Genomic DNA, 22,848 nt, shown 5'->3' on the forward strand with positions numbered 1-22,848 from the left:
GATCTCTTCGAAAGCCAGTCAACCCGAACGGCATGCCGAAGTCAAGCAGGGCCTTTTTTGCCCTAAAAAAGCACCTGCGGGGCTTTTTTGAGGCAATTTGGGGCGTTTTTTTCCCTTTGAAGGGCTTGTCCCCCGCAGGCTTGAGCGGGCCGTGTTGTATTTTTTACGGGGGTGTTGTGTAAAAAAATGAACAAGGCTAAGCTCGATTCAAACCCATAACAGCAATAATACCGGGGTGCTTCATGTCTCGCCTGCCGTTAATCGGCATCACCACCTGCTCCAGGCAGATCGGTCTGCATGCGTATCACACCACTGGCGACAAATATGCGCGGGCTGTCGCAACGGCCGCCAAGGGCTTGCCGGTGCTGATCCCGTCCCTGGCGGATCTGTTCTCCCCGTCCGATATTCTGGACGCCCTGGACGGTATTCTTTTTACCGGCTCCCCTTCCAATGTAGAACCTTTTCACTACCAGGGCCCGGCCAGCGCGCCAGGCACCGCTCATGATCCTGCACGGGACGCCATTACCCTGCCGCTGATCCGCGCAGCGGTCGACGCGGGCGTTCCGGTGTTGGGCATCTGTCGCGGTTTCCAGGAAATGAACGTTGCCTTTGGCGGTAGCCTGCATCAGAAAGTTCATGAAGTCGGAACCTTCATCGATCATCGTGAAGACGACACCCAGCCGGTAGAGGTCCAATATGGTCCTGCCCATGCCGTGCATGTCCAGCCTGGCGGTATCCTCGCGTCTTTGGGGCTGCCGCCGCAGGTCGAGGTCAACTCGATCCACAGCCAGGGCATCGAGCGCCTGGCCTCGGGGCTGCGGGCCGAAGCGCTGGCGCCGGATGGCTTGATCGAAGCCGTCTCGGTGGTACAAGGCAAGGCTTTTGCTTTAGGAGTGCAATGGCACCCTGAATGGGCGGTAGGCTCCAACCCGCACTACCTTGCGATTTTCCAGGCATTTGGCGATGCCTGCCGAGCAAGGGCAACACAACGCGACGCCGATGCGTCAAACAACGCCTGACGACTAATAGCAGTCAGGAAACTCACGCCTAGAGGCATTTATGAGTAACAACCTCGACCAGCTCACCGATTGGTTGAAAGACCACAAGATCACAGAAGTCGAATGCATGATTGGCGACCTGACCGGCATTACCCGGGGCAAGATCTCGCCGACCAACAAGTTCATCGCCGAAAAAGGCATGCGCCTGCCCGAGAGCGTTCTGCTCCAGACCGTAACGGGCGACTATGTCGAAGACGACATCTATTACGAACTGCTCGACCCCGCCGACATCGACATGATCTGCCGCCCGGACGAAAACGCAGTCTTCCTGGTGCCCTGGGCCATCGAGCCCACCGCCCAGGTGATCCACGATTCCTACGACAAGCAAGGCAACCCCATCGAGCTGTCACCGCGCAACGTGCTCAAGAAGGTGCTCAAGCTGTACGCCGACAAGGGCTGGCAGCCGATTGTCGCGCCGGAGATGGAGTTCTACCTGACCAAGCGCAGCGACGACCCGGACTTTCCGCTGCAACCGCCTATCGGCCGTTCCGGTCGCCCGGAAACCGGTCGCCAGTCTTTCTCGATCGAAGCGGCGAACGAATTCGACCCGTTGTTCGAGGACGTCTATGACTGGTGCGAATTGCAGGAACTGGACCTCGATACCCTGATTCACGAAGACGGCACCGCGCAGATGGAAATCAACTTCCGTCATGGCGATGCACTGTCGCTGGCCGACCAGATCCTGGTGTTCAAGCGCACCATGCGCGAGGCGGCGCTCAAGCACGATGTGGCCGCCACCTTCATGGCCAAACCGATGACCGGCGAGCCGGGCAGTGCGATGCACTTGCACCAGAGCATCATCGACAAGGAAACCGGCAAGAACGTCTTCTCCAACGAAGACGGGACCATGAGCGAACTGTTCCTGCACCACATCGGTGGCCTGCAGAGATTCATCCCCGAGCTGCTGCCGCTGTTCGCCCCCAACGTCAATTCGTTCCGCCGCTTCCTGCCCGACACCTCGGCGCCGGTGAACGTCGAATGGGGCGAAGAAAACCGCACCGTGGGCTTGCGGGTTCCGGACGCCGGGCCGCAGAACCGTCGCGTGGAAAATCGCTTGCCGGGCGCCGACGCCAACCCGTACCTGGCGATTGCCGCCAGCCTGCTGTGCGGCTACATCGGCATGGTCGAGGGCATCGATCCGAGCGCGCCGGTAGTCGGCCGTGGTTATGAGCGCCGGAACCTGCGTTTGCCGCTGACCATCGAAGATGCCCTGGAGCGCATGGAAAACAGCTCCACCATCGAGAAGTACCTGGGCAAGAAATTCATCACGGGCTACGTCGCGGTCAAGCGGGCCGAGCATGAAAACTTCAAGCGCGTCATCAGTTCGTGGGAGCGGGAATTCCTGCTCTTTGCCGTCTGATGCGCCGGGCGGGGCCACCGAAAGCCCCGCCCCCAATGGAATAAAAGGAGAATCCGCATGACCCGCAACAACCCGCAAACCCGTGAATGGCAGGCCCTGAGCAGCGATCACCATCTGGCACCGTTCAGCGACTTCAAACAGCTCAAAGAGAAAGGCCCGCGCATCATCACCCACGCCAAGGGCGTGTACCTCTGGGACAGTGAAGGCAACAAGATCCTCGACGGCATGGCCGGCCTCTGGTGCGTGGCGGTCGGCTACGGCCGCGATGAGCTGGCGGACGCCGCCAGCCAACAGATGCGCGAGCTGCCGTACTACAACCTGTTCTTCCAGACCGCCCACCCGCCGGTGCTGGAACTGTCAAAGGCCATCGCCGACATCGCCCCGGAAGGCATGAACCACGTGTTCTTCACCGGCTCCGGCTCCGAAGGCAACGACACCATGCTGCGTATGGTCCGCCACTACTGGGCGATCAAGGGGCAGCCGAACAAGAAAGTCATCATCAGCCGCAAGAACGGTTATCACGGTTCGACCGTGGCTGGCGCAAGCCTGGGTGGCATGACCTACATGCATGAGCAGGGCGACCTGCCGATCCCGGGTATTGTCCACATCGCCCAACCGTACTGGTTTGGCGAAGGCGGCGACATGAGCCCCGAAGAGTTCGGCATCTGGGCCGCCAATCAGCTGGAAGAAAAGATCCTCGAGATCGGCGTCGACAACGTCGGTGCGTTCATTGCCGAGCCGATCCAGGGCGCCGGCGGCGTGATCGTGCCGCCGGACAGCTACTGGCCGCGCATGAAGGAAATCCTCGCCAAATACGACATCCTGTTCGTGGCCGACGAGGTCATCTGCGGTTTTGGCCGCACGGGTGAGTGGTTCGGTACCGATCATTACGGGTTGAAACCGCACATGATGACCATTGCCAAGGGCCTGACCTCGGGTTACATCCCCATGGGCGGCCTGATCGTGCGCGACGATGTGGTCGCGGTGCTCAACGAAGGCGGTGACTTCAACCACGGCTTCACCTACTCCGGTCACCCGGTGGCCGCTGCGGTGGCCCTGGAAAATATCCGTATCCTGCGCGAAGAAAAGATCATCGAGCGCGTCCACAGCGAAACGGCACCGTATTTGCAGCAGCGCCTGCGGGAACTGAACGACCATCCGCTGGTGGGTGAAGTGCGCGGCGTCGGTTTGCTGGGGGCGATCGAACTGGTCCAGGACAAGACCACGCGCAAGCGCTACGAAGGCAAGGGCGTGGGCATGATCTGCCGGCAGTTCTGCTTCGATAACGGGCTGATCATGCGCGCAGTGGGCGACACCATGATCATTGCGCCGCCGCTGGTGATCAGCAAGGCCGAGATCGACGAATTGGTGGCCAAGGCGCGGCAATGCCTGGACCTGACGCTCGGTGCGCTGCAAGGCTGAGTGCTAGGCTCTGTGCGAGGTGCCGACATGGGCCTCGCCCGGTGTGAATAAAGGCTGGGCTTGTGTTGAAAGCCTGCCCTGTAACTTGCCAGACTACCCCTGCTGTTCAAGTTGCCAGAGAGCCGGCTACTGAACCGTGGCCAAGAAGAATAACTGGAGCACTTTTTCATGAAGGCAATAGGCATGAAGACATTAGGTATGAAGATAGCTGGCAAGACCCTCCTCGCCATGTCCCTGGCGGGTGTGATGGCGGGCGCCGTCCAGGCGGACGACAAAGTGCTGCACGTCTACAACTGGTCGGACTACATTGCGCCGGACACGGTCGCCAAGTTCGAGAAGGAGACAGGGATCAAGGTCGTCTACGACGTCTTCGACAGCAACGAGACCCTGGAGGCCAAGCTGCTGGCGGGCAAATCCGGCTATGACATCGTGGTGCCGTCGAACAATTTCCTCGCCAAGCAGATCAAGGCCGATGTCTATCAGGAGCTGGACAAGTCCAAGCTGCCGAACTGGAAAAACCTCGATACCGACCTGCTCAAGGCCGTTGGTGATGCCAGCGACCAGGGCAACAAACACGCCTTCCCGTACATGTGGGGCACCATCGGCATCGGTTACAACCCGGAGAAGGTCAAGGCCGCATTGGGCGTCGACAAGATCGATTCCTGGGATACCCTGCTCAAGCCGGAGAACATCGCCAAGCTCAAGAGCTGCGGCGTGAGCTTCCTCGATTCGCCGACCGAAATGATTCCGGTGGCCCTGCATTACCTCGGCTACCCGACCGACAGCCAGGACAAGAAGCAACTGGCCGAGGCCGAAGCGTTGTTCCTCAAGCTGCGTCCATCGATCGGCTACTTCCACTCCTCCAAGTACATCTCGGACCTGGCCAACGGCAACATCTGCGTGGCCGTGGGTTACTCGGGTGATATCGAGCAATCCAAGAGCCGTGCTGCCGAGGCTGGCGGCAAGGTGAAAGTGGCCTACACCATTCCGAAGGAAGGTGCCGGTTCGTTCTACGACATGGTCGCCATTCCCAAGGATGCCAAAAACGTCGAAGGCGCCTACAAGTGGATGAACTTCATCATGCAGCCGGAAATCATGGCGGAGATCACCGACAACGTGCGCTTCCCTAACGGCAACAAGGCCGCCACCCCACTGGTGGACAAGGAAATTTCCGGTGACCCGAGCATTTATCCATCGGACGAAGTTAAGGCCAAGCTCTACGCGATTGCCGACCAGCCGGCCGCGACCCAGCGGATCCTGACCCGCAGCTGGACCAAGATCAAATCCGGTAAATAAGCCGGCTTGAAGCAATCTCCTGTTGCCGGCGTCGTCACGGCGGCGGCAACAGGCGCAATTAAATAACTAAAAGTTTTGCTGGATCGGTTTATCGAGGGTAAGTTGCGCGCCGGTTTTGTTGCAGGGCATTTCGTTGCCCGGTAACGGGGGCAACTTGGGCCCAACTATTTAAGAGGACCTCCACGTGCCTGTCTTTTCTTTGTTACGCAACGCTTTGCTGGTCGGTGCCGGCCTGACGCTCGCCGTCGGTGTCCAGGCCGCCTCCACCGTGCATATTTATAACTGGTCGGACTACATCGGCGAGACCACCCTGGCGGACTTCGAGAAAGCCACCGGGATCAAGCCGGTCTACGACGTGTTCGATTCCAACGAAACCCTGGAAGGCAAGTTGTTGGCCGGTCGTACCGGTTACGACGTGGTTGTGCCGTCCAACCACTTCCTGGGCAAGCAGATCAAGGCCGGTGCGTTCCAGAAACTCGACAAGGCGCAATTGCCCAACTACGCCAACCTCGACCCCGTGCTGCTCAAGCGCCTGGAGAAAAACGACCCGGGCAACCAATATGCCGTGCCTTACCTGTGGGGCACCAACGGCATCGGCTACAACGTCGAGAAGGTCAAGGCGGTATTGGGCGTCGAGAAAATCGACTCGTGGGCCATGCTGTTCGAACCGGAAAATATCAAGAAGCTCTCCAGCTGCGGCGTTTCGTTCCTCGACTCGGGCGACGAAATGATCCCGGCCATGCTCAACTACCTGGGCCTGGACCCCAACAGCCAGAACCCCGAAGACTACAAGAAGGCCGAGGCCCAGCTCCTCAAGATCCGGCCTTACGTCACCTACTTCAATTCCTCCAAGTACATCTCGGATCTGGCCAACGGCGAGATCTGCGTGGCCGCCGGTTTCTCCGGGGACATTTTCCAGGCCCGCGAACGTGCCAGCGAGGCCGGCAAGGGCGTCGATATCGCCTACGTGATTCCCAAGGAAGGCGGCAACCTCTGGTTCGACATGCTGGCGATCCCGCGCGACGCCAGCAACGCCAAGCAGGCCCATGCGTTCATCAACTACCTGCTCAAGCCTGAGGTCATCGCCCAGGTGAGCGACGTCGTTGGTTACGCCAACCCGAACCCGAAGGCTGGCGAACTGATGAGCCAGGACGTACGCACCGACGAAGCGGTCTACCCACCGCAAGCGGTCGTCGACAAGCTCTACGTCAATTCCGAGTTGCCGCCCAAGATCCAACGACTCATGACCCGCAGCTGGACCAAGGTCAAGTCGGGTAAATAGCGTCAAGCGCTCTAACTTTTCCAAGGTTCGCCCACCTGGGGCGAGCTGCAAATTTTGTGGGAGTTTCGTAAATGGCAGTTGCCTCCGGCGCCTATAAGAAAGCCCTCGAGGGCGACCAGACACCCAAGCAGGTGCTGGTCAAGATCGACCGGGTCACGAAGAAGTTCGACGAGACGATTGCCGTGGACGATGTGTCCCTGGAAATCAAGAAAGGCGAGATCTTCGCCTTGCTCGGCGGTTCGGGATCAGGCAAATCCACCTTGCTGCGCATGCTGGCAGGTTTCGAGCGGCCCACGGAGGGGCGGATCTTCCTCGATGGCGTGGACATCACCGACATGCCGCCCTACGAGCGGCCGATCAACATGATGTTCCAGTCCTACGCCTTGTTCCCCCACATGACGGTGGCGCAGAACATCGCCTTCGGCCTGCAACAGGACAAGATCCCGAAAGCCGAGGTCGATGCCCGCGTGGCCGAGATGCTCAAGCTCGTGCAGATGAGCCAGTACGCCAAGCGCAAGCCGCACCAGCTCTCCGGCGGCCAGCGCCAGCGCGTCGCCCTGGCCCGTTCCCTGGCCAAGCGGCCGAAGCTGCTGCTGCTCGACGAGCCGATGGGCGCCCTGGACAAGAAGCTGCGCTCGCAGATGCAGCTTGAGCTGGTGGAGATCATCGAACGGGTCGGCGTGACCTGTGTAATGGTGACCCATGACCAGGAAGAGGCCATGACCATGGCCGAGCGCATCGCGATCATGCACCTGGGCTGGATTGCCCAGATCGGCAGCCCGATCGACATCTACGAAACCCCGACCAGCCGCCTGGTCTGCGAATTCATCGGCAACGTCAACATCTTCGAGACCGAAGTGGTGGACGACGCCGAGGGCCACGCGGTGCTGACCTGCAAGGACCTTGATCGCAATATCTACGTCGGCCACGGCATCAGCACTTCGGTGCAGGACAAGTCCGTGACCTACGCCATTCGCCCGGAGAAGCTGCTGGTCACCTCCGAGCAGCCAACCTGCGAGCACAACTGGTCCAGCGGCAAGGTCCATGACATTGCCTACCTGGGCGGCCACTCGGTGTTCTACGTCGAATTGCCAAGCGGCAAGCTGGTGCAGTCGTTCGTCGCCAACGCCGAGCGCCGCGGCCAGCGCCCGACCTGGGGCGACCAGGTGTTCGTCTGGTGGGAAGACGACAGCGGCGTGGTGCTTCGCTCATGAACATGCGCAAGCTCAAACGCCGACTCGCTCGAATAACGCCCGGTGGCCGTCAGCTGGTCATCGGGGTGCCCTTCATCTGGCTGTTCCTGTTCTTCATGCTGCCGTTCTTCATCGTCCTGAAGATCAGCTTCGCCGAAGCCGACGTGGCCATTCCGCCGTACACCGAGATCTATAGCTACGTCGACCAGAAGCTGCAAGTGCTGCTCAACCTAGCCAACTACGCGATGCTCAGCGAGGACGAACTGTACATCGCCGCCTATCTCGGCTCGCTGAAGATGGCCTTGATCAGCACCGTGCTGTGCCTGCTGATCGGCTACCCGATGGCCTACGGCATCGCCAACGCCCGCAAAGAGATGCAGACGGTGCTGGTATTGCTGATCATGATGCCGACCTGGACCGCGATCCTGATCCGCGTCTACGCGTGGATGGGCATCCTCAGCAACAACGGCCTGCTCAATGGCTTCCTGATGAGCATGGGCTGGATCAGCGAGCCCTTGCAGATCCTCAACACCAACCTGGCGGTCTATATCGGCGTGGTTTATTCCTACCTGCCGTTCATGATCCTGCCGCTGTACGCCAACCTGGTCAAACACGACCCGAGCCTGTTGGAAGCCGCGTCCGACCTGGGTTCGAGCACGTTCAACAGCTTCTGGAAAATCACCGTGCCGCTGTCCAAGAACGGCATCGTCGCAGGCTGCATGCTGGTGTTCATCCCGGTAGTGGGTGAGTTCGTGATCCCGGAACTGCTGGGCGGTCCGGAAACGCTGATGATCGGCAAGGTGCTGTGGCAGGAATTCTTCAATAACCGTGACTGGCCGGTGGCATCCGCCCTGGCGGTAGTGATGCTGGCGATCCTGATCGTGCCCATCATCCTGTTCAACCGCAGTCAGGCCAAGGAAATGGAGGGCAAGGAATGAAGCGCTTCAGTTTTTCAAGCCTGATGCTGGTGCTGGGTCTGTTGTTCATCTATGCGCCGATGCTGATCCTGGTGATCTTTTCGTTCAACGCCTCGAAACTGGTAACGGTGTGGGGCGGTTGGTCGGTCAAGTGGTACGTCGGCCTGCTGGACAACTCGCAACTGATGGGCTCGGTGGTGCGTTCGCTGGAGATCGCCTGCTACACCGCGATCGCCGCGGTGGCGCTGGGTACGCTGGCGGCCTTCGTGTTGACCCGCATCACCCACTTCAAGGGCCGCACGTTGTTCGGCGGCCTGGTCACCGCGCCGTTGGTGATGCCGGAAGTGATAACCGGCCTGTCGCTGTTGCTGTTGTTCGTGGCGATGGCGCAGATGATCGGCTGGCCACAGGAGCGTGGCATCGTCACGATCTGGATCGCCCATACGACGTTCTGCGCGGCCTATGTGGCGGTGGTGGTCTCGGCGCGCTTGCGTGAGCTGGACCTGTCCATCGAAGAGGCAGCCATGGACCTCGGTGCGCGGCCGTGGAAGGTATTCTTTTTGATCACCATCCCGATGATCGCGCCATCGCTGGCGGCGGGCGCGATGATGTCGTTCGCGTTGTCCCTCGACGACCTGGTGCTGGCAAGTTTCGTCTCCGGTCCTGGCTCGACGACGTTGCCGATGGAAGTCTTCTCGGCGGTACGCCTGGGGGTCAAGCCGGAAATCAACGCGGTGGCGAGCCTGATCCTGCTGGCGGTGTCGCTGGTGACCTTCCTGGTCTGGTACTTCAGCCGCCGCGCCGAAGAAAACCGCAAGCGAGCGATCCAGCAAGCCATCGAGGAAAGCGCCGCCGATTCCTGGAAACAACCGCAGGTGCGCCGGCCCGAGACCACTTCGGCCTGATGCAGGAGCGGGCTTGCTCGCGAAAGCGCTTTGACAGTCGATTTAAGGGTGACTGTCAGGCCGCGTTCGCGAGCAGGCTCGCTCCCACAGGGGGTCCGAGCCAGGTCGCGAATTGATAGCACCACAAAAACCTGTGGGAGCGAGCCTGCTCGCGAAGGCGACAGCACCTGCCGGCTACGAAACCCAGGGCGACGTGCGAATCACCTCGACGAAATTCATCGGCCTGAACCCCGGTTCCTGATCCACCAGCACATCGGTCTTCACGTTGCCAAAAGTGGTCTGCGGACGATGCCGCAAGCCGTCGGCGAAGGCGCAGATGATGCACTCCTTGAAACCTTCTCCACGCGGGTGCGCATGCACCACGGCCTCGCGCTGCGCGGCGGGGAACGCGGCGTAGTCCATGCCGAGCACGTCCATTTCCACCCCGGCGGTCACCAGGGCGACGGTCGGGCGCAGGTGTTTCGGCACGCCTGGGGTGGTGTGCAGGGCAATCGACAGCCACACCTGTTCGATGTCGTCATCGCTCAGCCCGTAGGGTTTGAGAAATGCTGCGGCAGCGTTTGCCCCGTCCACCTCGAAACGCTCGTCATCACTGCGATAGCCTTCCACCAGGCCGAGGTCGTGGAACATCGCGCCGACGTACAGCAGCTGCGGATCGTAGGCCAATTGGCGGCGCTCGCCACTCAAGGCGCCGAACAGGAACACCCGGCGGGAATGGTGATAAAGCAGGTCTGATTCGATGTCGCGGATATATTCGGTGGTGGCCCGGGCGAGGGCGCTGTCGGGAATCCGGATGCCGGCGATGCTGTTCATGCTGCTCTCCTCTTTGATGATGCGCCGTGGCGGCGCTGAGAATTTCAGTCTGTTCGCCGGGGTACGACGCGGCAATTGCGCCATGGCTGCGATTACGGCCAATGAACTCGGGTTTCATGCCATCTGGCTTCTGCACGCCGGATTGGCTAGGGTTCGCTGGACAACCCGGACAGGTAAGCGCAGACCATGGAAAAAACCGTCGCCATCGTGGTATTCACAGGCGCCCAGTCTCTGGACATCAGCGGCCCCATGGATGTCTTCTGCGAAGCCAATCGCTTTCTCGCCCCGCATGATCACTATCGCTTGGAAGTGATCGGTATCGAGCCCGGCGCAATGTCCTGCTCCAACGGAATGTCCCTCAACCCGCACCGACATTTCAGCGAAGCGTCAGGTGCGTATGACCTGTTGCTGGTCGCGGGTGGTCCGCAGTTGCCATTCATGGAATTTGGCCCGGCGTTCAATGCCTGGTTGCGCGACGCCTGCGCCCGTGCGCGACGCTTCGGTTCGATTTGCAACGGCGCGTTCATGCTGGCTCGGGCCGGCTTGCTCGAAGGGCGAACCGTCACGACCCATTGGGGCGACGCGTCGGCATTGGCGCGGATGTGTCCTTCGACCCGGGTCGAAGCCGATCGGCTGTACATGCAGGACGGCGCGCTCTACACCTCGGCGGGTGTCACGGCGGGGATTGATCTGTCGCTGTTCCTGCTGGCGCAGGACCATGGGCCGGACGTGGCGCTGAATGTCGCCAAGCGGCTGGTGGTGTTCACCCAGCGTTCGGGCGGGCAGTCGCAGTTCAGTCCGTTCCTCGTACCGCACGCCGAGCCTGCCTCCGCGGTGGCTCAGGTTCAGTCATACGTGATGGCCAACCTCAACGGTGACCTGGGCATCGCCGACCTCGCCAACGCCGCGAACATGAGCCAACGCAACTTCTCCAGGGTGTTCACCCGGGAAGCGAAGGTCACGCCAGCGGAGTTCGTCGAGCAGGCCCGGGTGGACGCGGCGCGGGTAATGCTGGAAAGCACCCGGGCGCCGCTCAAGACCGTGGCGTACCAATGCGGCTTTCGCGACGCCCAGCACATGCGCAGCGTATTCAATCGCAGGCTGGGCGTGACGCCGCAGCAGTTCAGGCTGAATTTTGCCGCGATGGTTTGAGTTCACTTCTTCAGCGCGTCATGGGCCTCCAGCGCCCGCAACGAGTAAATGTAAGCCGCGCCGGCGTTCAGCGACACCGCCGTCGCCAGGGTCGCGGCGATTTCCTCGCGAGTGGCGCCGGCCTTGATGGCGGCATCGGTGTGCACGCCGATGCAACCATCACAGCGAGTAGTGATCGCCACGGCGATGGAAATCAGTTCGCGGGTCTTGGCATCGAGCACGTTGTTCTCGGCCGCTGCTTCATCCAAGGCCATGTAGGCCTTGACAATTTTCGGATTGCTTTTTCCCAGGGCGCCAAAGGCGCTCTTGATAGTGGGCAGCAGCTCGGACCAGTTATTGAACATTGCATGGACTCCATTGAGGTAAACGGGGTTTGGGCCCCTGTAGTCTTGACCATCAATGGCGATCGAGCCTGCCGACGGTCAAGAAAGGATTCAGGGCTGCGCCCTGGCGGGCAACAGTTTCAAGGTACCGCGGGTGTTGGCCGTGACTTCCTCTTCCGCGAGGTGGGCCTGGTGATACAGCCCTTCGATGTAGGCTTCGGCCTGGTCTTCATAGTGCTTGTCGAACGGCACGCCGCTCTGGCCGACAGGATTGATGGTGACGCTGTGGGTCGGGTCGGCGAAGTCGATGATGCGTCGAGTGGAGGGGCCGTAGGTCACCGGCCAGGGCGCCGGGCCGATCCTGGCCGAGAGGTTGTTGGGCACTTCATGGGTACCGGGGGCGGCGAACGGGCCGACATTGAAGACCCGGTCCAGGGGTTTTTGCTGGCCCAAAGGATGCCCGTGGGTCAGGGTGTGGGCCTTGCCCCATTGCCATTGGCTGGCGTCCTCGCCCAAGGTGGCTTTCAGGTGCACCAGGCTTTTGTTCCAGGCCTTGATCACCGTATCGGTACGGGTTTCGGTGCCCAATGTCGAGCGGTCGTCCCACCACGGCGAGTCTTTTGCGGCGGCCAGGCGTGGCAGCGCGGCGTCGATCACCCGGGTCGACAGTGCCGTTTCGAAAAAGCCGTCGCCCAGTTCATCGCCCAGGGCGGCGTCGGCCAGCTCGAACAGGAACTGGTTGAACAGCGTGGCGCTGATGGAGTCCAGCGGGTAGTCGCCCTTCCATTCAGCCAGTTGTTCCAGCCACTTGCGCTCCTGGGGGTCGCTGACCGCTTCGCGCAGTATCGGCAACAGCGGCGCAAGCACGCGCGGGCCATAGGCAGTGGTGGTGCCGAGTTGCAGCTTCTGGGTGGTCTGGATATCCCATTTGGCCTGTTTCTCGCTCAACTGCCGATCCAGCTCCTGGCCCCGGTCGGCAAGGTTGTAGTAACCGGGAATCTCGATCCCGCTGGCCGGCACCGGCTGGAAATTTGCCGAGAGAACGTAACCCCTGGCCGGGTTCTCTTCCTGGGGATTGCTGGTGAAAGGCTGGAAGCCCGGTTTTTCCGCTTCAGCGCTACCGCCATCGAGAATGAAACCGGGCTTCACACCCTCCGCACGCTTGGGCAGTTGCGCCGCGGCCCACCAGCCGATATCGCCCTTGGCGTTGGCCCAGACCACATTCAGGCCCGGCGCGTGAATCCTGGCCGACGCGCCGCGAGCCTTGGCGAGGGTGTCGGCGCGGTTGAGCTGGTAGAAGGCTTCGAGGATCGGGTTGCGGGTTTCCAGGAACCCCCACCACATGGCGATCGGCGTCTTGCCGGCATTGGCGCCGAGGGCATCGTTGACGATCGGGCCATGGGGCGACTGGCGCAGCACCAGGGTCACGGGTGCCTGGCCTTTGACGGCGATCTGCTGTTCGCTGCGGGTCATGTCCACCCATTGGTCGCGATACCAGACCTGTTCGGGGTTGTCCGGGTTGGTCTTCTCGGCGATCAGGTCCAGGTCGTCGTTCTGGAACATGGTAATGCTCCAGCCGAAATCCTTGTTCATGCCCAGCGTCGCAAAGGGCACCAGCGCCTGGTATTGGCCGTAGAGCTCGAAACCCGGCGCCGACAAATGCGCCTCGTACCACACCGACGGCGCGGAAAAACGGATGTGCGGGTCACCCGCCAGCAAGGGCTTGCCGCTGTGCGTGCGGCTGCCGGAAACCGCCCAGGCGTTGCTGCCTTCGAACTGCGGCAGGCCATTTTCGGCCAGGGCCTGTTCGCTCAGGCGCGCCAGGGCGTTGAGGTCTTTCCAGTCATTGCTGGTCAGGGACGGACCGCTTGCGGGATCTTTTTGAAGGACGCCCTGAGGCTGCCAATCGAGGTCGAAGATATTCAGGTACTCGGCACCGAGTTTGTCACGCACGTAAGTCAACAGCGGTTCGGTGCGAAAGGCGGCGGCGAAGCTGTACGCCATGTAGCCGATGATGCTGGCGGTGTCTTCCGCGGTGAATGGCCGCTTGGGAATGCCCAGCACATCGAACTCCAGCGGCCGCGTATGGGTTTGCTGGTAGGTATTGATACCGTCCAGGTAAGCCTGCGTCGCGATCCACGCCGGCGATTGGCGATCCTGCTCGGCGACATGGCTGGCGGCGCGCTCGCGGATGCGCAGGCTGCGCATCAGCTTGTCGGTGTCGAGCAGCTTCGGCCCGAGGATCTCGGCCAGCTCGCCACGGGCGAGGCGGCGCATCAATTCCATCTGGAACAGTCGATCCTGGGCGTGGACATAACCCAGGGCGCGGTACAGGTCGGTTTCGTTCTCGGCGCGGATATGCGGCACGCCACGTTCGTCGTAGCGCACCGTCACCGAGCCTTGCAGCCCCTGCAGCTGCACGGTGCCCTGGCGCGTGGGCTGCTTGCTGTAGAGGTAGCCGCCCGCGACGATGATGGCGGTGACAACCAGTGACAGGAAAGCGACGAGCAGGCGTTTCATGGTCATTCCTTATGCGAGTGGCAGCGGTCCCGTTGATCCCCTGTTTAACACGCGAGCGCTTCCCGACGCATCGTTCCTCGGAAGGATTTTTCCCAACCCGAGCGAATCCCCGTGGCGAGGGAGCTTGCTCCCGCTGGGCTGCGCAGCAGCCCCAGAAGCCAGGCACCATGGTAATTCAGTCATACCGCATTGGCCGGTTTACGACTGCTGCGCAGCCGAGCGGGAGCAAGCTCCCTCGCCACGGGGGGCGGTCGGAGTGTGTCGCGAGGGCTGGCGCAGGAATTTCCTGCAGCCAGCGTGGAAGGAGGGATGCCGGGCCACCTAGCGATGGTCCGGCGGCTTTCTCAGCTAGGTCGAGGGGTGGGTGTTGGTTCGTTGGACGGTCCGCTCAGTGGCGGAGCTTCGCCGCGTTCTGCCAGCTCCATGTTGTCGCCAGCGGGCGCTTTTTTCCGATTCGTTACCAACCCCTTGGCAAAGTCGGAGGTGATGTTGAGCGCGGAGAGGCTGCCCTGCGGAACAATCTGGGTCAGCCCGCGGGTGACGTGATAGACGTTCTCCAGATTGCGGGTCAAGCCTTCGGTCTGGGTGTGTGGCAGGCTGTCCCGGTTAGGGTTGGTTACGTTCTGCCACGGTACCTGCGCCCGCTTGGCAAGGTCGTCAGTGCCGTCGCTCAGTGCCTTGTTCTCGAGCGGTGCCGCCACGCTGTTGGCAAAGAATGGGAGCAGCGTCAGGCCGGACGAGAAGAAGGTAGTGACGATCTGCTCCATTTTTTCTTTGACTTCAGGGTCTTCACCCACCGCGGCGGCATCCCCAACGCCGGTGCGCATGGCGATCCCTGGGCCCACCCCCACGATCCGGTTGGCCAAGTCACTGACATTGGCCATGCTGATCGGGTTGAGCTTGCCAGTCGCCTCGGCAAACGCCTTGGGCAGGAGTTCTTTCCACTCGCGGTTTTCCTTCGTGACGCGGTAGGTGGGGATTTGCTCATCGCCATGGGTCTGGGCATATTTGGCAACCGCCTGCCCGCCCGCCATGAAGGTGCCGCCTACCGCAGAGGCGACACTGCGAGCCGCGATACCGGAGGCGTTGACGGACGTGAACTGATCTATCGTGTCCCTCACCGCATGAGCCGCGCCGAAGGCGAGGTAACCGGTGAAGTCGCCGCTCATGGTGCCAAAATTGTTGGCGTTCTGTTTAAGTTTGAAATCGGCGCGCTTTTCGCTCTGTGTCGCGTCGATGGTCTCACGTTGGGCGTTGGCAACCCGGCGTCCGTTCACGGTGATGTCTTGCAGGGCCTTGGGGTATACCGCCAGCGGGTCGACCTTTTCCAGCCCCCGGCCGATCGTCTTGTCGACGACGACCTGGACAAACGGGCGCAGGCCATCGCTGATTACCTTGTGGGCGGTACCCAGGACGGTTGACGTCGCCGCCACATGTTTGCCGAAGGACTGGTCCGCCATCGCCTCGTCGATCGCCGCGGTGGCAGCGCCGAAGTGTCCGGCAGACGCGAGGCCTTGGGGGATTCCTGCGTCGGCAAATACAGCCAGGCCTGTCACGAAGCCGCTATGGGTCTTGAGTTCGGCCACGTAGTCCTGGCGTGCGACGTTCTTCAGCGCGGTGTCCAGCACCTCGTTTTTTTTCGTCGCCGCTGCCAGCTTGCTAGGTTTGTCGTCCTCCTTCTTCAGCAACCCGCCAAGCTCTTTGTTGACCTCACGCAACTGGCCTAACTCACCCCTCGCCTTGTCTCGGTCGGCCTGGGGGAGGCTCTCGTTGTCCGCCGCTAGTTGCGCGTGCTCGATCCGGCTTTCCATGAACGTGTTCAGCCGCTGGGGCATGTCCTGCGTCATGGCTTGCGTGACGCCTTTGGCATAACCGCGAAAGGCTTCATGACTGCTGCGCAGCAGCTTGAGATCGCCTTCTCCAGGGGTTTGATCGATCACTTCCTGACACAGCGAATGATAGGCGCCGAGGGTATTACCAACGCGTTCGCAGTGCCTGTCCCAGACCGCTTTGAAACCTCCGCTCTCTTCCCTGTCGCCCTCGTTCTTGGCCAGGTACTCGTTGAAATCCTTGGCGAATGCTTCGGTTTCTTCCTGGCCTGACAGCATCGGGTGGGGCGTGCCGCCGAGTTCGGCGAGGTGCTTTTGCACGTCTTGATAGCTTGTCCCTGGCGCATAGCTCAATACCTTTGCTTCCAGTTTCATATGCTCACGGGCAAAGCCGATGGGGTCCCCCTCAGGATCTTTTTTACCGAGCCTGCCGATCATTCCTTGCAAGCGCTCCTGTTTGACCCTGAGCGTTTCCTGAGTCTTGTCGGACGCCTTTCCTTCGAAGTGATACGGCACAAGGGGGGTCGTGGACGGGCGAACCTGCTCGGAAAGGCTGGTTCTCACCGGCAGGATCCGATCGTCCTGCTGCGGGTGCAATGGCGCCGAACTTGAGGTTCCGCCTACTGATACTGCTGGCATGTCGTGTTCTCCTTCCTAGATCGACAGGGCGTTGTTGAGCCCTGCGCTACGCGGGGTGGGTTTGGGCTGGGCGGTCTTGGCGGCGTCGTCTGGGCTGGCACCGTCGAAGAAATAGCCATCGCGCCAGATCAGCGCCATGTCGGCGGCACCCCCCATCAGCCCGAGCAGGCGCTCGGCTGTAAGGCCCTCCAGCGGGACGTGGCCGATCAGGACCACCTGTTTGCTGTCGCGGTTGTACGACAGCGATGGGCAGAACGCGCCGCTGAGCAGGTACAGGTTGGTTTCCAGCAGCCGTTGCAGGACCGCTTCACGATTCGCCACGGGCAGGGGGCCGAAGCCGCAGTAGATAAAAACGTCTCCCTCGCCCACGCCAGGCGTGTGCTTCAAGGAAAAGTCCACATCCTTGACCGACAGGTTCGCCTCTTCGTAGAAAGCTGACGGGCTGGGAATCATCGTGAGTTCGCACAACTGATCGATCAGCTTGCAATAGGTGGGTGACGCCATGATGGACCTCGCATTGTCATTCAGGCACCGATGAGCGCCTGCTGCCCCTGATGAGTGACAGCCGGGGCATTTCGGTTCCACTGACCGGTGGAACCGCTGGCCGGTGATCCGCCACCCAATGGCGCCACCTCATTAAGGTTGACCGCCCATGTCCCGATCACTTGCATCTTCGCCAGCTCTGCGATCCATCCCCAAAGGCTTGTCCATGCTGGCCATGGGCACCTTGCTGTACGGATGCCAGCATCTCGAACCGCAGTTGACCATTGGCGACCGTTTCGCCAACGAGCCTTACCGCGCGCAGCTACGCTGGCTTGAGCCGGCGCCCACGGACACGATCATCGAGATTGGCGAGTCATCCCCGCAAAGCGGCGGCAGCCTGTGGGCGCGCATGCGCCAGGGATTTTCCTTGCAGACCCGGACCCAGGGCGTGGCCCGCATCGACGAGCAGCGTCGCTGGTTGATGGAGCGCCCGGCTTTTCTTACCCAGACCGGCCGTGCCGGTAGCCGTTACCTGCACTTCATCGTGGGCGAGCTGAACAAGCGCAACATGCCCCTGGAGCTGGCTTTGCTGCCGGCCATCGAAAGCGGATTCAATCCCAATGCACGTTCGCCTGCGCAGGCGTTGGGGCTCTGGCAGTTCATTCCAGCCACCGGACGCCGTTACCAATTGCAGCAGCATGGTGACTACGATGAGCGCCGAGATATTCCATCCTCCACCCGGGCTGCCCTGGATTACTTGTCTTACTTGCACGATTACTTCGACGGCGACTGGCTGCTGGCGCTGGCTGCCTACAACGCCGGGGAAGGGCGGGTACGCGACGCCATCACGCGTAACCGCGCCCGTGGCCTGGCGACCAATTACTGGAACCTGTCGTTGCCCGGCGAGACCCAGAATTACGTGCCGCGGCTGCTGGCTTTGTCGCAACTGATCAACACTCCCGCGGACTACGGCGTGAGCCTGGCCCCCATTGCCGACCAGCCGTACTTCCAGATGGTCGCCTTGGCGCAGCCGGTGGACCTGGCGCAGCTGGCGCAGTTATCGGGGGTGCATGAGCGGGAGTTGCGCATGCTCAACCCGGCCGGCCGTGGCCGCGTAAGGGGGCGTCTGCTGATGCCGGTGGAAGCATCGCGCAAGTTGCTGGCGCAACCGGACATGATCGCCAAGGCTGCGTTGCCCCGGGTCGGCGATGGCGAAGAGCAAGTGGTCGCTTCGCCAGATACGGTCGAGCCGCAGGTGGCCGAGGCGGCGGTGCCACCTGGGGTGTGAGCGCACTGGTGCAGAAAAGATTCGCTTGTCGATATCTAACCCGTGGCGAGGGAGCTTGCTCCCGCTTGGGTGCGTAGCGCCCATCAAACAAACGGGATCGCTGCGCAATCCAGCGGGAGCAAGCTCCCTCGCCACTGATTAACCATCGCCGATTTCGGATTTTACAAACAATCCATCACGACATTCGCCAGGCCGCGTGCGCGAGGGTCCATCAGGACGTAGGAGCCGATGGTGTTGCAGGCGAAGCCGAAGGCCACGCCGCGCTCCGGGTCGGCAAAGCCGATGGTGCCACCGGCGCCCATGTGGCCGAACGCGCTCGTTCCCATGCCGTAGCTGCCGTTCGCCACGTCCGGCTGGTCGAGCATGATGCCCAGGCCGAAACGGGTGGCTGTCTGGATCGTCGGGTCGTATTCGGCGCTGTGCTCGCACAGCATTTCGTTGAGCAGCGGTGATTCCAGCAGGCGTCCGTCCAGTAGGCCGGCGTAGAACGCCGCTAGGCTGCGGGCGTTGCCGTGGCCGTTGGCCGCCGGCTGGGTCATGCGCTTCCAGCCGATTTCGTTACTACGCCCCAGCACCATCGGCGGATTGGCGAAGGCCAATGAACTCATGGCCATCGGCTCGTTGAGCACGAACTGCAGCACTCGACCAAAGGCCTCGTCATCGACGTCGTCCTTGGTGCGCGCCATGTAGGCGCATCGAGCGATGTCCGCGTCGTCCAGGCCCATATGGAAATCCAGCCCGAGTGGCAGCGCCACCCGCTGGTGGATGCTTTGCGCCGGGGCCATGCCATCCACCCGGCGCAGCAATTCACCGAGAATCCAGCCGAACAGCAGCGGCGAATAGGTCTGCTGTTTGCCGGCGTCGGCCCAGGGCCGTTCCTCGGCGATCAGGTCGATCATGGTGTCCCAGTCGTAAAGCGTTTCCGGCGCCAGGGGAGTGCGCAACGCCGGTAGCCCGGCGCGATGGCACAGTACCTGGCGCACGGTGATGGACGCTTTGCCGGCGTTGGCGAATTCGGGCCAGTAGCGGCAGACCGGCGTGTCGAGGTCCAGGCGTCCTTCGCCCACCAGTTGCATTATCGCCACTGCGGTGAACGGCTTGGTGCAAGAGAACAGGTTGAGTAGGGTGTCGCGCTGCCATTGGACGTCCGGTTCCGGCCCGGCAATTCCGACCCACAGATCGATCACCGTTTCGCCGTCGATCTGGATGGACAGGGCGGCGCCGCGTTCGAAAGGGCTTTTCATCAGTTGGATAAAAGCCTCTCTGACCGGCTCGAAGCGAGGGTCACAGTGGCCATGGATGGCAAGTGCATGCGTCATGTCAGCTCCACGCGGGGTTGGGTTCCCCTTGAGTGACGCTGGCCGGGCAAACGGTTCATCCGGTGATAGGCGATAGGGGCTGGTGGGCGAGCTTGCTCTGGCAGGGATCTTTTTACGCCAGTCCAGCCACTCATGGGCAACGATTCCTTCCTCTGGAGAGTGTTCATGGCGTACGAGCGGACCCTTGATTTGAATAGCGACGCGTTTCGCGGCGAGGCTTATCGGCACTATGCGGCGCTGCGCCAGTCGTCTCCGGTGTTCCTCAGCCAGCCCGACGGGCAGTTGCCGATGTGGTACGTCACCGGTGCCCGGGAAGTCGAAGAGGTCCTGCTGGACAATGATCGCTTCGCCCGTGATCCGTCGCGCATCGATCCGCGGTTCGCGGCGATGCTCGGCGGCGAGCAGTCCATCGCATTTCTCAATGAGCACATGCTCAACCGCGACGGGGAGAGCCATCGCCGCCTGCGTCGCCTGGTCAACAAGGCCTTCACCTTGAAGGCAGTGAACGCCATGCGACCGCGCATTGAACAAATCGCCGAGACGTTGCTGGACGCAGTGCAGTCGAGCGGACAGATGGACGTCGTGAGCCAATATGCCTTTCCTCTGTCGATTACCGTCATCGCCGAACTGCTGGGTGTCCCTGCTCAGGATCGCGACGATTTCCGGCGCTGGTCCCACATGATTGTCCGGCAGGTGGGCCATGACCTGAGCGAACTGCAGCGCTGCTACGAAGAATTTGCCCGCTACATGCTCGCCTTGATCGAGCAGCGCCGGGCCCAACCGGCCGACGATCTGGTGTCGGCCCTGGCCCAGGTGGAGGAAGAGGGCAGTATGCTCAGCCGAAGTGAGCTGTGCAGCATGATTGCGCTGCTGATCATCGCCGGGCACGAAACTTCGGCATCGATGATTGGCAATGCCGTGCACACGCTCATGCAGCATCCCGAGGCATTGATCCAATTGCGGGATGAGCCGACATTGATGCCCGACGCGGTGGAAGAGTTCTTGCGTTATGACTCGGCGGTGGAACGGGCCATGGTTCGTTTCGTCACCCAGGACACGGAACTGGCCGGACAGCGTTTGCAGCGGGGGCAACTGCTGGTGGCGGTGGTGGGGGCGGCCAATCGTGACGAGGCGATGTGCGCCGATCCGGACACACTGGATATCACTCGCCCGGCCTGCCCGCACATGTCTTTTGGCAAAGGTACTCATTACTGCCTGGGGGCTTCGCTGGCGAGGCAGGAACTGGAGATAGCCTTGGCGACCTTGCTGCGGCGTTGTCCCGGGCTGCAACTGGCGGTGGAGCCCAGCGCCGTGCGCTGGCGCTATGTACCCAATTTCAGGGGGCCGGATGCGTTGCCGGTGCGTTGGTCGGTGGATTGATCCGGGTGGCCAAATGGGTTTGCGGGTGAATCATCGCCAAGAAATCAGCGGTTGCCAGTGCAAAAAATGGCAACGGCTCGCCCGGCCTCTTGCCGGACGAGCCGTTGTTTCAAGCCAGGCTGGCCTCCCTTGTCTGCGCAGGCACTGAAGCGCTGACGGGTGTGGTGTCGATAGGTATCAGGTCCAATCCATAGAGCACCACATCCGCACGTTTGTCAGCGAATCGGGCGATACCCGGAAAACGTCCCCATAGCGTCGCTCCCAATCCTTGCACGCCCCGCTTGCTCGCCTCGTTGTGCTCGATGATCCAGGCCACCAGCGTCTCGAAACCATAACGTCTGGCCAACACCACGGCGGCCTGGCCGAGGCGAATGCCGACGCCGCTGCCAATGTGGTCGTTGCGCACATAGATCGATACTTCGCCGGTCAACCGGCAGGCCTGGGCACCCCAACAGAAGCGGTTGACGATCAACCAGGCGACTACCTCGCCGCCGCGCTCGAGCACGTAGATCGGGTCACCTTCCTTGACGAAACAATCGACGAAGAACGTCATTTCCTTCAGGGAAAACGCTCTGAGTACCGGGGAACTGGTTCCCCCCAGAGCGCTTTCGTTGAAGATATCCGTCATCACTGGCAGGTCATCGGGCGTATAGCGACGTACGCCACGTGGCAGGTCGGCTCGGCTGTTCAAACGATTACTGGTCATGGCCGGGTTTCTCCATAGACGCTTTTCTTGAGTTGTTCACGGGCCCGAAACAATCGTGAGCGCACGGTGCCGATGGGCACGCCCAGCCGTTCGGCGGCATCGCGGTAGCTGCTCTCGGTGTCCACGGCAGTCCACAAGGTGTCGCGCATGTCCTTGGGCAGGGCGTCCATCGCCAGCAGCGTGCGGTCCAGCAGCCGCCGGTTGTCGCACAGCTCACTCAGGTCGATGTCGTCGCTGGATTCGTGAAAATCGCTTTCGTCGAACGTGCTCAGTGGCGGTTGCGCATAGAAACGGCGGAAGTGATTGCGTATCAGGTTCAAGGCGATGCCGCATAGCCAGGTGTCCGGCTTGGCCAGCCCCTTGAATTTTTCCTGGTTGCGCCAGGCTTCCAGATACGTGAGTTGGATGATGTCGTCGGCGTCGTCTTGATTGAGTACACGCTTTTGCACAAACAGACGCAGCTTACGCTCCTCGCCGAAGCTGACACCGGGCGCACTCGGACGTGTCGGTGAGGTTTGCGGGGGAAGCATGAGGTTCAGGCTGTTCATCAATAAATCCCTCTGAATGGGTTCCCTGGTGTCGACGGGTGTGTCGACTTTTCCCCTTCAGCAGGACCTGTGCCAAGCCAGATTTAACGCTTATCTATTTGAAATTTAAGGTATTTTTATTGGTGCAAATGCTCTATTTGTGCAAGGCCGTGCACGGCTTTCCAGACGTCCACTGCATGAAATTGCACCGACCGGCTCTTCGGGAAACGGCCCGCGGACGACTCGGTCGTTCGCTTTAGAAAAGCCCGTGATGGCGATGGAACCGAATGGTGGATCACCGCCACCCACTGAGCGTCCGAAACCACGCTGCCGGTCATCATGAAAGTAGAAGCCCCGACAAATGCGCACATTGCCGCCAATCTCGCCCAGGCCGTTTCGGCTGTCGCGGGCGTTGGCAGGCCTGTCGAGTCGTCGC

Annotated in this window: 19 protein-coding genes; 11 read left to right on the forward strand and 8 right to left on the reverse strand. The window is 61.4% G+C overall.

Features of this window, described 5'->3' with window-relative positions; translation table 11 throughout:
• The first annotated feature begins 242 nt into the window (after positions 1 to 242).
• The 8 genes from J3P89_RS01030 (at position 243) to J3P89_RS01065 (ending at position 9,433) form a co-directional block, all read left to right on the forward strand.
• A complete protein-coding gene (locus J3P89_RS01030; protein ID WP_434602180.1) occupies positions 243 to 1,019 on the forward strand; it encodes a gamma-glutamyl-gamma-aminobutyrate hydrolase family protein in 777 nt (258 codons plus the stop codon).
• A gap of 40 nt (positions 1,020 to 1,059) precedes the next feature.
• Positions 1,060 to 2,418: a glutamine synthetase family protein gene (locus J3P89_RS01035; RefSeq protein ID WP_434602179.1), complete on the forward strand. Its 1,359-nt coding sequence runs from the start codon at positions 1,060 to 1,062 to the stop codon at positions 2,416 to 2,418.
• Between the two features lie 57 nt (positions 2,419 to 2,475).
• Entirely contained in the window at positions 2,476 to 3,840 is a 1,365-nt protein-coding gene (locus J3P89_RS01040; RefSeq protein WP_434696485.1) for an aspartate aminotransferase family protein, read from the forward strand.
• A 198-nt stretch (positions 3,841 to 4,038) separates the two neighbouring features.
• Complete coding sequence (locus tag J3P89_RS01045) at positions 4,039 to 5,136, forward strand: polyamine ABC transporter substrate-binding protein (RefSeq protein ID WP_434697940.1); 1,098 nt, start codon at positions 4,039 to 4,041, stop codon at positions 5,134 to 5,136.
• A 184-nt stretch (positions 5,137 to 5,320) separates the two neighbouring features.
• Complete coding sequence (locus J3P89_RS01050) at positions 5,321 to 6,418, forward strand: polyamine ABC transporter substrate-binding protein (RefSeq protein WP_434696486.1); 1,098 nt, start codon at positions 5,321 to 5,323, stop codon at positions 6,416 to 6,418.
• A gap of 71 nt (positions 6,419 to 6,489) precedes the next feature.
• A complete protein-coding gene (locus J3P89_RS01055) occupies positions 6,490 to 7,632 on the forward strand; it encodes an ABC transporter ATP-binding protein (RefSeq protein ID WP_014340741.1) in 1,143 nt (380 codons plus the stop codon).
• On the forward strand, positions 7,629 to 8,549 hold the full coding sequence (locus J3P89_RS01060; RefSeq protein ID WP_434571068.1) for an ABC transporter permease subunit: 921 nt from the start codon (positions 7,629 to 7,631) through the stop codon (positions 8,547 to 8,549). The genes J3P89_RS01055 and J3P89_RS01060 overlap by 4 nt, the downstream gene beginning before the upstream one ends.
• The gene (locus J3P89_RS01065) at positions 8,546 to 9,433 is read left to right on the forward strand and encodes an ABC transporter permease subunit (RefSeq protein ID WP_305498066.1); all 888 of its coding nucleotides are present in this window, start codon (positions 8,546 to 8,548) and stop codon (positions 9,431 to 9,433) included. Before J3P89_RS01060 ends, J3P89_RS01065 begins: the two co-directional genes overlap by 4 nt.
• A gap of 174 nt (positions 9,434 to 9,607) precedes the next feature.
• On the opposite strand, the gene J3P89_RS01070 is transcribed toward J3P89_RS01065, so the two are convergent.
• Positions 9,608 to 10,246, reverse strand: coding sequence for an HD domain-containing protein (locus J3P89_RS01070; protein WP_434696487.1), 639 nt, complete (start codon positions 10,244 to 10,246; stop codon positions 9,608 to 9,610).
• A gap of 186 nt (positions 10,247 to 10,432) precedes the next feature.
• Between J3P89_RS01070 and J3P89_RS01075 the strand changes: the two genes are divergently transcribed.
• The gene (locus J3P89_RS01075) at positions 10,433 to 11,398 is read left to right on the forward strand and encodes a GlxA family transcriptional regulator (protein ID WP_434696488.1); all 966 of its coding nucleotides are present in this window, start codon (positions 10,433 to 10,435) and stop codon (positions 11,396 to 11,398) included.
• 2 nt (positions 11,399 to 11,400) lie between these two features.
• On the opposite strand, the gene J3P89_RS01080 is transcribed toward J3P89_RS01075, so the two are convergent.
• The 4 genes from J3P89_RS01080 to J3P89_RS01095 form a co-directional block, all read right to left on the reverse strand.
• Positions 11,401 to 11,742 (reverse strand): carboxymuconolactone decarboxylase family protein, encoded by a 342-nt coding sequence (locus J3P89_RS01080; protein ID WP_434696489.1) that lies wholly within the window; start codon positions 11,740 to 11,742, stop codon positions 11,401 to 11,403.
• A 90-nt stretch (positions 11,743 to 11,832) separates the two neighbouring features.
• Positions 11,833 to 14,241 carry a penicillin acylase family protein gene (locus J3P89_RS01085; protein ID WP_434696490.1) on the reverse strand — a complete coding sequence of 803 codons (2,409 nt, stop codon included), beginning with the start codon at positions 14,239 to 14,241 and terminating at the stop codon, positions 11,833 to 11,835.
• Between the two features lie 344 nt (positions 14,242 to 14,585).
• Positions 14,586 to 16,709 (reverse strand): type III effector, encoded by a 2,124-nt coding sequence (locus J3P89_RS01090; RefSeq protein WP_434696492.1) that lies wholly within the window; start codon positions 16,707 to 16,709, stop codon positions 14,586 to 14,588.
• Between the two features lie 15 nt (positions 16,710 to 16,724).
• The gene (locus J3P89_RS01095; protein WP_434627262.1) at positions 16,725 to 17,213 is read right to left on the reverse strand and encodes a CesT family type III secretion system chaperone; all 489 of its coding nucleotides are present in this window, start codon (positions 17,211 to 17,213) and stop codon (positions 16,725 to 16,727) included.
• A gap of 148 nt (positions 17,214 to 17,361) precedes the next feature.
• Between J3P89_RS01095 and J3P89_RS01100 the strand changes: the two genes are divergently transcribed.
• Positions 17,362 to 18,480, forward strand: coding sequence for a transglycosylase SLT domain-containing protein (locus J3P89_RS01100; RefSeq protein ID WP_434696494.1), 1,119 nt, complete (start codon positions 17,362 to 17,364; stop codon positions 18,478 to 18,480).
• 161 nt (positions 18,481 to 18,641) lie between these two features.
• Here J3P89_RS01100 and J3P89_RS01105 read toward each other — a convergent pair whose 3' ends face one another.
• Positions 18,642 to 19,799: a serine hydrolase domain-containing protein gene (locus J3P89_RS01105; protein ID WP_434696495.1), complete on the reverse strand. Its 1,158-nt coding sequence runs from the start codon at positions 19,797 to 19,799 to the stop codon at positions 18,642 to 18,644.
• Positions 19,800 to 19,964: 165 nt separating this feature from the next.
• Here J3P89_RS01105 and J3P89_RS01110 point away from each other — a divergent pair, with 165 nt between their 5' ends.
• Positions 19,965 to 21,179: a cytochrome P450 family protein gene (locus tag J3P89_RS01110; protein WP_434627268.1), complete on the forward strand. Its 1,215-nt coding sequence runs from the start codon at positions 19,965 to 19,967 to the stop codon at positions 21,177 to 21,179.
• 109 nt (positions 21,180 to 21,288) lie between these two features.
• Here J3P89_RS01110 and J3P89_RS01115 read toward each other — a convergent pair whose 3' ends face one another.
• A complete protein-coding gene (locus tag J3P89_RS01115; protein WP_434696496.1) occupies positions 21,289 to 21,885 on the reverse strand; it encodes a GNAT family N-acetyltransferase in 597 nt (198 codons plus the stop codon).
• Positions 21,882 to 22,433 (reverse strand): RNA polymerase sigma factor, encoded by a 552-nt coding sequence (locus tag J3P89_RS01120; RefSeq protein WP_305498082.1) that lies wholly within the window; start codon positions 22,431 to 22,433, stop codon positions 21,882 to 21,884. The genes J3P89_RS01115 and J3P89_RS01120 overlap by 4 nt, the downstream gene beginning before the upstream one ends.
• Positions 22,434 to 22,848 lie beyond the last annotated feature (415 nt).

The organism is Pseudomonas sp. Z1-14 (genome assembly GCF_051132005.1).
GTDB lineage: Bacteria > Pseudomonadota > Gammaproteobacteria > Pseudomonadales > Pseudomonadaceae > Aquipseudomonas.